The sequence below is a fragment of the Halorussus litoreus genome, from assembly GCF_003382685.1.
GTDB lineage: Archaea > Halobacteriota > Halobacteria > Halobacteriales > Haladaptataceae > Halorussus > Halorussus litoreus.
Genome location: NZ_QLVG01000097.1, coordinates 1 through 993 on the forward strand (window position 1 = coordinate 1; position 993 = coordinate 993).

The 993-nt window shown below is 69.8% G+C and carries 2 protein-coding genes and 1 pseudogene; 1 reads left to right on the plus strand and 2 read right to left on the minus strand.

Features of this window, described 5'->3' with window-relative positions; translation table 11 throughout:
- A partial coding sequence (locus DPQ64_RS18435; protein WP_115865748.1) for a pyridoxal-phosphate dependent enzyme occupies positions 1-469 on the plus strand: 469 nt, incomplete at its 5' end.
- Between the two features lie 14 nt (positions 470-483).
- On the opposite strand, the gene DPQ64_RS18440 is transcribed toward DPQ64_RS18435, so the two are convergent.
- Positions 484-732: a CDGSH iron-sulfur domain-containing protein gene (locus DPQ64_RS18440; RefSeq protein ID WP_115865707.1), complete on the minus strand. Its 249-nt coding sequence runs from the start codon at positions 730-732 to the stop codon at positions 484-486.
- Positions 733-842: 110 nt separating this feature from the next.
- Positions 843-993 (minus strand): annotated as a pseudogene (locus tag DPQ64_RS19955) (NADH:flavin oxidoreductase); the annotation flags it as partial.

A 993-nucleotide genomic window follows, 5' to 3' on the forward strand; every position in this document is an offset into this window, starting at 1 on the left:
AGAAGAGTCGTCCGCGCCGAGCAGGCCGCGGCTCTACCTCGTGCAGGCCGCGGCCTGCGATCCCATCGCGCGAGCCTCCCGCGACGGAGCCGACGAGGTGACGCCGCTCACGGATCCCGGAGAGACGGTCGCCTACTCCATCGCCAACCCGGACCCGCCGAGCGGGACGCGGGCTCTCGCTGCGGCCCGGGAGACGGGCGGCGCGGTGGTCTCGGTGCCCGACGAGGAGATTCTGGACGCGAAGGACCTGCTGGCGACCGAGGCCGGATTCGCGGTCGAACCGTCCTCCGCGACCGCGCTCGCCGGAATTCGGACGCTCTCGGAATCGGGTGCGATCGGGTCTGAAGAGCACGCTGTCGCGGTGCTGACGGGCCGAGGATTCGGAGTAGCTGAAGGCCAACCGGAACAGGCGGGCGTCGAGACGGTTGCGCTCGCGGACGTGCGCGACCGGCTCCGGGAAATAGTCTGAGTTCGCGTGTGGGATTACTCCGAGCCCTCGTCGGCGAAGACGAACTCCTCGATCTCGCGGCGCTCGCCGTCGGCCGCGTCGTTCTCGTACTTGTACACCGCGTCGTCGGCCTCGCTCTCGGCGGCGCGGTGCGAGCCGTCGCAGAACGGGTAGTCGCCGGAGAGGCCGCAGAGGCAGACCGCGATGTCGCCCTTCTCGTCGTCGATGTCGCTCTCGTCGAGTTTGATCGGGCCGGTCGCTTCGTGAGTGATCTCGCGCGTCATGGTCGAGGTTGGGACGGCGCGCACGTAACGGTTGGCGTCCGGAGAACACGGTCGGCCCAATCGGGTGGTGCCGTGGAGAGTTCCACGTGACCACCCCGTACGGCCGAGACCTACCGCTCGTACGCGCCTTCCCGCTCCAGTTCGCCGCGCTCGGCCAGCACGTCGGGCGTCCGACACACCCCGTTCGCGCCCGCGACCTGCGGGACGGTGCAGTTGTTGCAGTTCTCACAGAGCGCGGCGACCGCGCCGATTCCCTCGGCG

Bases quoted from the DNA above. Each gene is read 5' to 3' on its own strand.
- DPQ64_RS18440 (WP_115865707.1), bottom strand. From the start codon at position 732: ATGACGCGCGAGATCACTCACGAAGCGACCGGCCCGATCAAACTCGAC.